We start from the raw sequence: 7,184 nt of genomic DNA, 5'->3' as shown, positions 1-7,184 counted from the left end.
ACTCAAGATTTTAGGGGAAAGGGAGATTGAGATTATCTAATTTATTCCAAATATCTAAAAGCGATCGGGCATACAAATCGATCCTAACAAAATAATCCCCACCAACCATCGAGATTAGTGGAGATTATGTATAGATTTAGATAAATAGCTACTGAAAGCTAGTTACCGAGTCGATCTAGAACCATTTTTCAGGTACTGCTTCTTCCTTGGTATTAGTATTCCGCGAAGGAGTTGCCCGATCGAATGTCATGTGTACAGAGCGTTGTTGTTCGCCATCTTTAGCGACAGCCACGATCGGATAGTCGATATTGCCATCCTGGAAGGACATCTGGAAGCGGAACGTACCGTCGGGATTGAGCTTGATTTGGCGTCCGCCGATCGATACTGTCGCATCGGGTTCGGTAGCACCGTAGACGATCAATTCAGCATCGGCAATCAGCCAGAATTGACGCTGACGCTCGCCGACTTCCATCCCGATACCCGACATACCCACGCCCGACATATTCACGCCAGAAGCGGTAGGTAGTGCCCACATGCCAACACCCGAAGGGAAGACAAAGGAGCTGATCGATTCGATCGGTGCGTGTTGCATCGAACCATACAGCGAACCAGCAATTCTCAAGGATTCTACCGAATCTGCCATGCCAAAGATCCGCTCGTAGATGGCATTATCGCCAGTTGCATTCGCGCCAGCATTGCTGCTATCGCCTGCTTTACGGCTGGGAGGTACGAGTTCGACAAAAGTCTTGCCGACGAGTTCTTCTTCCCAAGGTACGGTGATGAAGATATCTTCGATCCAGTCAGAAGGATAGACAGGGGGAATATTTACCGATGTCGAGCGAGCTAGTACCAACCAACGACCGTCACCACAACGGTAACCGATGTCGATCGTGTAAGAGCGATCGCTCACGGGAATGGGTAGGTACCATTCTCTAGCCATCTCATCGATCGGGTATTCTTGAATGCTATGAGGACTTTGGTGGTCTAAATTGATATCCGTAACATCATAGATCCGCAGAGCTAATTGTTGGCCGCCATGATAGCGCAGCTCGTTTTTGTGCTCGATCGGGATGTCCCAGTAAGCGTAAGCCCATTGCGGATCCCGTGGTAGTAGGACAATTCGACTATCGCCATAACCGCCAGGTAGATCGCCTAACCCTTCATCTACGGCTGCTAGTTCCTCAGCAGTAAGATCGACATCGACGCCAAGTTCAAATTTTCCTGCTTCCACTTCTAATTGAGCCTCCAGTTTTGTAGATGGACTTTGAGTAGATTTACTCTGAATTTTCTGAATTTCTTCCAGGAGTTGGGATTTCCGCATCCTGCTGTAACGGGACACTCCACAGACACTAGCTACGCGACGTAGCTGTCTGAGAGTCATGTCTTCTAATGCGTTGTCTATCGTCACGATCCGATCTCCGAATAAGGTGTAGATGACAAATCGATTGCATTTGTATCCACATTTGTTGTCACTTAAGAAAATTTGCGATCGTTAGTTAGTCTTATATTTGGCTTAACCATAACCACATTTAGTGGATCGACTAACTATGTTCGAGTGATTTATTAAATTTCTAATATCTGCCAGACCGAAAGATTAATTTCGATCGCAGGTGACTAAGTTGCGGTTTTTTAAAATATCCCGATCGATACATTTGCTAGTTCTTCAAGTATTTATAACTTTAAGTGGCTAGCGATGTGGGTTGACTAGGTATATTTACTATCTAACAAGACTTTACCCAGATCGGTCAAGGGGGGATCGCTCTCAATTTACAGGGTTTAACGATTTTGCGCCATCTTAGAGATCGTAATTGTCATGATTTCTTGACAATTGCCCAAATCTCAGCAAATTAGGACGATCGAATGAGGCACTCGATCGATGACAGCGGCACTCGATCGTTGAAGAAAAAAGACACGCTACCAGCGATCGATTTCTGCCTAAAACCTAAAACCTAACGCCTAACGGCTAACGCCTAAAACCTAAAACCTAAAGCCTAAATATCCAACCACTGCATCAAAACTGCTGGTACCGGAATCAAAGTTAAAACTAAAATTCCTAAAATAAACACACCCAAACCATCGCGCCAGTTATTTAAATCGGAAACATCATTGAGTGCGGGTTCGTCGATCGCGGGAATTAGAGAAATCACGATCGCCAGAAATAATAAATCGGTATTGCCAGCTTCGGAAGCTCTCAACCGGATAATGCCGAGAATTACTAAAATGATTTTACTTAGCTGCGAGACGATCGCACTCGGTTTTTGACCGAACATGGCATGAACGATATAACCGCCATCGAGTCGGCGTAATGGCATCAAATTGATCGTAATAATTAGCAAACTGATATAAGCAGCGATCGCGACACTATTTAAATCGATCGCGCGTTCGGCCACAAATTGGCTGCCTAGAGCTAACTTACTCAATAACGTCATCAACAGCGAAAAGCGGGGATTGAATGAGTGGAAGTTAAATAAGGTCGATTTGAGATCGAGGGGGACGGTTTGAGACTGGCTCAGTCCCCACAGTAAAATCGGAATCGAGGTCACCAAACCTAACATCGAAGCGACAAAGCCCAAATCGAAGACGGCCTTGCGATCGGGAATGGGAGATCGCATTTGCACCAGACAGCCATAGGTACCGGGTAGAAAAGGTAGCGGAATAAAGTATGGTAGGGTAGAATCGATCTTATAAAACTTAGCGACTAAATATCGTCCGACGTCGCGAATACCTAACATAAAAATAATACTTGCTGCGTAAGGCCACCCAGCACTGACGATCTGACCGAAATCGCCCTTGGGCAATCCAGCTAAGGCTGCCCCAAAGTAAGTCGTAGGCACGAGTGTCAGCAACAGTAGCAACACCGCGATCGTATAATCCACGTAGCGACGCGATCGAGTAATTTGGGTATGTTCCGGACGCGGGACTAAAGCGAAAAATGGTTTGCCTGTCGATAAACTATACTGAAATAATATAAAGAAGCGATCGCCAAATAAGTCTGTAATGTTGCGGACGATCGTCGCATATGCACTATCGGCATCAGTACGTAACTTACCGCGACATAGTACGGCTTGCGGGCGATACTCGATTTTTTCGAGAAAAAAGATATTCCATGCAAAGCAAGTTCTTAAGGTTGCCTCTTCTTCGGCTTCGATCGGTCTTAAAGGTCGATTTTCTTCGATTGGCTCTGGCTCCTCTGGCAAGGCTGTCAATTCTGGCTCTGTGGTGCGAGTGGTGGCAGAATGCTCGTTCACAGCGGCTTCACTCATAATTTGCGGGTCGGGAGGCTTCGCCAGCGTGCGCGGGTTCGGTCGTCCCCAATCCAGTAGTCGCCAATATAATACCCAGCAAATCGAGCAAACGACAATTGCTACAGGTAAAGGTGGGATTTGTCTGCTCCATGTGACTGTCGCTCCCGTCAGTAACGGCGGCAACATCAAGATCGCCCACAAGATCCATAGCGGCACTGCGGTCAACTTGCTAACAGTTTGCCGCAGAATAATATATGTCAGAATACCCGATAAGATTAAGATGAATAGGAAAGACAACCACATGTATTAAATTATAAGTAATCGATCGAGCTAAAACTAATTATGGCCATCGATGTGTCGAATGCGATCGGTATCTAGGCTGCTACTATAACGTTACTTGTCGATCTAGAAATTGCTAAAATATATACCCTTGTTGAGTAAGCGCGTTTATGCAACCAGAATCAAATTTGTCACAGCCAACACTTGGAATTAAATCTGGGATCGATAAACTGCCAAAAGAGATTCTACCAGGTATTTTTGCCTTTGCTCCCAATCGCGACACATTAGGTGGTACGGCTTATCTAGTCTTAACACCGATTGGAAATATTTTAATTGACGCTCCGGCTTGGCACGATTTGCATCGACAGTTTATTGCCGATCGTGGGGGTGTCAATTGGTTGGCAATTACCCATCGTGGTGGTATCGGACAAACCACGGCGATCGTTACTGAATTAGGCTGTGAAGCGATCGCTCAAGAACAAGAAGCCTACTTACTCCCAGAACTTAAAGTTACTACTTTCCAGCACAAATTTAATATTAAAGATAGCATACATGCAATTTGGACTCCTGGGCACTCACCCGGATCGGCTTGTTTTTATTATGCGGGAGTTGGGGGCGTGCTCTTTACAGGCAGGCACTTGTTACCCGATCGATTTGGCGCACCCGTGCCGCTACGAACTGCCAAAACTTTTCATTGGCCGCGTCAACTTCGCAGTGTCGATAAGATTTGGCAACAGTTTCCGTCACAACAACCTTTGAGCTATATTTGTCCTGGTGCCAACACCGGATTATTGCGTGGCAAAGGATCGATCGCCGTTAACGTCTAATCTCTATTGTAACGCAGTAATAATTTTGCCTTCAAAGTCGCAATTGTCAGCATAAAAAATCTGCCCGCTCCCAAGTCCGATGGCTATCGGTCGGGGAGAGAGGGCAGGGGCAAACTTAAATTTAAGGGTGTAGCTGCGATCGCAAATCTTAACATTGCAACTCTATATTTATGCGAGTCGCAACCTAGGCTTAGGTCTCCAAAACGTTGAATTAATAACAGTTTAAAGACATCGCGAATAGCCGTCAGTAATTCTGCTAGAGTAGATAAGCGATAGTTATATCGCTCATAAATCTTTTACTTTAAATTCAAGGAAATCGTTATGGACTTCGACTTTCGGCTTTTGATCGTCTTGGCACCCCTAGGAGCTGCGGCGGGTTGGGCGGTATTTAATATTCTGCCAGTCGCGCTCAGACAAATTCAAGAACTGCTACGTGAGAAAAATTAGGGATTTAGGATCGATCGCAAGATTAGTTGGGGTAATTGATGGTTTTGACAAAAATTACCGATCGATGGTCAATTGAAGTCTAAACCCCCTCCAACTGGTCGAGTCGCAGCCAAATGTTTGGGGTGGGGACTTGTCCGAATTTTACTAGCGCGTAATCGCCGCGTAGGTCTAGTACCTCACCATTGGTTTCAAATAAATATTTGGGAAATCTGGCATCGCTAGCTTTTGCTTCGAGGCTATTTGCCAAGGAACTAGCGATCGCGCGAACGGAATCTCCTTTTTTGACTGCCATAATCTAATGTGTAGTGCTGCAATGGGTAATTATCAGCATACTATAGGTTCTGGGGTTTTAGGCTTTAGGCGTTAGGTCTTAGGTATTAGGCTTTAGGTGTTAGGTCTTAGGTATTAGGCTTTAGAGGTTTTAGGCTTTAGGTGTTAAAGATTAGGTGTTAGATATTAGGTATTAGCGGCTAGCTGTTAGAGCGAGCATATTTTATGCCAGAGCCTGCAACCTAAAGCCTAAAGCCTAAAGCCTAATCCCTAGATTACCGACGGCGACTGCCAAATCCAGAACTAGAACGGCTGCGACCGCCACTACCGAAGCTCCGACTGGAACCGCCGGAAGGACGGCTATTGTACTGGTTGTTGGAGCGGCGGAGGTTGCTAGTACCGAAGCCCGAACCTGTCGAACGATTGCGTTCGACCGAGCGGTTGGTGTTGAAATTGTTGTTATTGAAGTTATTGTTATTCAATCGACCTGTCGTCCGTAACGTGTTACGGTTGACTACTGCTGGAGGTTGGCTGTTGTAGCGAGTTTGATAGCTCTGTACGGCTTGACCGTAGTTGCTACCGTAACCGCCATAACCGCGCAGGATACCACCAGAACTATAGACAGGGGGTACATAGTACTGCGGTCTGAACAACGCATTACCGATCGCTTGTCCGGCGAGCGAGCCAGCGACAGATCCAGCAAATGGTGCCCAGAAGTTAGATTCTCGCTTAACGACGACAGTTTCTTTTTGTCCGGTTTGGGGATTAGTTTGAGTTTGAGTTACGTTGTGAACGTACTCAATTTTAAAGTCTTCTGGCATGTGTAAAGAAACTTGCCCATTTTCTGACTTGAAATAAGTCTTTTCATTGGCTTTGACTTCTTCATCAGTCAATCGTGCCATCTGAAGATTGGTAGTGCGATACACGGGAGGAGTACCAGCAGGCGTATTTAGGAGCATCAGGGTATATTCACCGTTGCCATCATTATAGGTGGCTTGCTGGACGGGATACTTACCATCCGCGATCGGTTTTTGATTGGTGTTATTGCTGACGGCGGGACTTTGAATGGAAGTACTCGTTCGATTTTGTCCCTGAATTGACCGATCTCCATCTCCAGAGCCGCAAGCGACAGAAGTGAAAGATAAGGTCAAAGCCATAAAAACGATCGCTAATCGACGTAACATATAGGCTGATTTCATGACTATTGGATGTTCTTATTTTAGCTAATTCTTGGGACGATTAAAGACTTGTAATCTCAATCTACCGATCGACATACTACTAACAGTGAAGCTGAAGGCAGATCTAGAAATTGACACTTGTAGATTGCAGCTTTTACATTCATGTTACTCGATCGACTCATTGCCAAAATACCCTGTAAACCGATCGATTCGATCGAGGTAACCGCATCTAGACGCCTAGATTTTGGCATTGAAAAAGGTTTAAGCCAATGTTGGCTTAAACCTAAACCGATCGCGATCGCGATCGAGACATATATTTACAATGGAATCAATTCGGGAAAATTCAGAAGAACTTGGTCGTCGGTAAGTTCGTCGCCAAATCGTGCTGGTGAAAAATGGATATAAATCGCGCGCAGGCGTTCTTGATAATGCAGATTGATTATAGCTTTAAGGGCAATCTTGAGCGCGGACATATTGGATAAATCTGCTTCGATGCTGGGTTCTTCACCTTCAAAAGCAACGGTGAGCATCAAGATCAAATTGCGAGTTGGATTGAGCGTTAAACGGGCATTGGGGTTATTTGGTTGGCTCAGATCTGGCTCGCTCAAATAGCGTCCGGCTGAATCGGTAAATAATTCGTTGGCATAGTCGCCAGCTCCGCCTTCGTCCCAGAATACATCGCCTTCATTGGCTGCCGATCGCCAATAAGTATCGTATTGCAACAGGTTTTGACAGATTTCGACCAATCCTTCACCGACAATGGTTAGATCGCCATCAGATTCGATCGCTTGTCTGGCAGCTTGGTTTAAGATACCCAGGAGTGGCGATACTTCTTCACCACCGAGATGGATGAAAATTCGAGATACGACAAATTGGGTTTTGCCTGTAAATTTATTAAATTGGTCGCGTAGGCTCATAGAGGTGGATGGGTGGATGGG

8 protein-coding genes are annotated in these 7,184 nt (G+C 45.6%); 2 read left to right on the top strand and 6 right to left on the bottom strand.

What is annotated here, in order from left to right; translation table 11 throughout:
• Positions 1–175: 175 nt before the first annotated feature.
• Both C7B77_RS19660 and C7B77_RS19655 read right to left on the bottom strand, forming a co-directional pair.
• Positions 176–1,381 (bottom strand): DUF4912 domain-containing protein, encoded by a 1,206-nt coding sequence (locus C7B77_RS19660; RefSeq protein WP_106308697.1) that lies wholly within the window; start codon positions 1,379–1,381, stop codon positions 176–178.
• A gap of 610 nt (positions 1,382–1,991) precedes the next feature.
• Positions 1,992–3,548, bottom strand: coding sequence for a site-2 protease family protein (locus tag C7B77_RS19655; protein ID WP_106308694.1), 1,557 nt, complete (start codon positions 3,546–3,548; stop codon positions 1,992–1,994).
• Positions 3,549–3,694: 146 nt separating this feature from the next.
• On the opposite strand from C7B77_RS19655, the gene C7B77_RS19650 reads away from it, so the two are divergent.
• The gene (locus C7B77_RS19650) at positions 3,695–4,351 is read left to right on the top strand and encodes an MBL fold metallo-hydrolase (protein ID WP_106308691.1); all 657 of its coding nucleotides are present in this window, start codon (positions 3,695–3,697) and stop codon (positions 4,349–4,351) included.
• A gap of 321 nt (positions 4,352–4,672) precedes the next feature.
• On the top strand, positions 4,673–4,798 hold the full coding sequence (locus tag C7B77_RS19645; protein WP_106308688.1) for a photosystem II protein Y: 126 nt from the start codon (positions 4,673–4,675) through the stop codon (positions 4,796–4,798).
• 79 nt (positions 4,799–4,877) lie between these two features.
• Here C7B77_RS19645 and ndhO read toward each other — a convergent pair whose 3' ends face one another.
• The 4 genes from ndhO to C7B77_RS19630 all read right to left on the bottom strand — a co-directional run bounded on the left by ndhO (position 4,878) and on the right by C7B77_RS19630 (position 7,163).
• Positions 4,878–5,090, bottom strand: a complete 213-nt coding sequence (gene ndhO / locus C7B77_RS19640) for an NAD(P)H-quinone oxidoreductase subunit O (protein ID WP_015160927.1) — start codon at positions 5,088–5,090, stop codon at positions 4,878–4,880.
• 253 nt (positions 5,091–5,343) lie between these two features.
• Positions 5,344–6,267 (bottom strand): hypothetical protein, encoded by a 924-nt coding sequence (locus C7B77_RS19635; RefSeq protein WP_219892208.1) that lies wholly within the window; start codon positions 6,265–6,267, stop codon positions 5,344–5,346.
• A 56-nt stretch (positions 6,268–6,323) separates the two neighbouring features.
• Positions 6,324–6,497: a hypothetical protein gene (locus tag C7B77_RS30185; protein ID WP_181243932.1), complete on the bottom strand. Its 174-nt coding sequence runs from the start codon at positions 6,495–6,497 to the stop codon at positions 6,324–6,326.
• Between the two features lie 66 nt (positions 6,498–6,563).
• Positions 6,564–7,163, bottom strand: coding sequence for a DUF1517 domain-containing protein (locus tag C7B77_RS19630; protein WP_106308685.1), 600 nt, complete (start codon positions 7,161–7,163; stop codon positions 6,564–6,566).
• Positions 7,164–7,184: the final 21 nt, after the last annotated feature.

The sequence above is a fragment of the Chamaesiphon polymorphus CCALA 037 genome, from assembly GCF_003003845.1.
Lineage (GTDB): Bacteria > Cyanobacteriota > Cyanobacteriia > Cyanobacteriales > Chamaesiphonaceae > Chamaesiphon > Chamaesiphon polymorphus.
Note: the sequence above shows the minus strand (reverse complement) of the source record. Positions and strands in the feature narration are given on the sequence as shown.

What these genes read in the sequence shown, in the direction of transcription:
- C7B77_RS19660 (WP_106308697.1), bottom strand. Translation starts at nt 1,381, where the DNA reads ATGACTCTCAGACAGCTACGTCGCGTAGCTAGTGTCTGTGGAGTGTCC.
- C7B77_RS19655 (WP_106308694.1), bottom strand. Translation starts at nt 3,548, where the DNA reads ATGTGGTTGTCTTTCCTATTCATCTTAATCTTATCGGGTATTCTGACA.
- C7B77_RS19650 (WP_106308691.1), top strand. Translation starts at nt 3,695, where the DNA reads ATGCAACCAGAATCAAATTTGTCACAGCCAACACTTGGAATTAAATCT.
- C7B77_RS19645 (WP_106308688.1), top strand. Translation starts at nt 4,673, where the DNA reads ATGGACTTCGACTTTCGGCTTTTGATCGTCTTGGCACCCCTAGGAGCT.
- ndhO (WP_015160927.1), bottom strand. Translation starts at nt 5,090, where the DNA reads ATGGCAGTCAAAAAAGGAGATTCCGTTCGCGCGATCGCTAGTTCCTTG.
- C7B77_RS19635 (WP_219892208.1), bottom strand. Translation starts at nt 6,267, where the DNA reads ATGAAATCAGCCTATATGTTACGTCGATTAGCGATCGTTTTTATGGCT.
- C7B77_RS30185 (WP_181243932.1), bottom strand. Translation starts at nt 6,497, where the DNA reads ATGCCAAAATCTAGGCGTCTAGATGCGGTTACCTCGATCGAATCGATC.
- C7B77_RS19630 (WP_106308685.1), bottom strand. Translation starts at nt 7,163, where the DNA reads ATGAGCCTACGCGACCAATTTAATAAATTTACAGGCAAAACCCAATTT.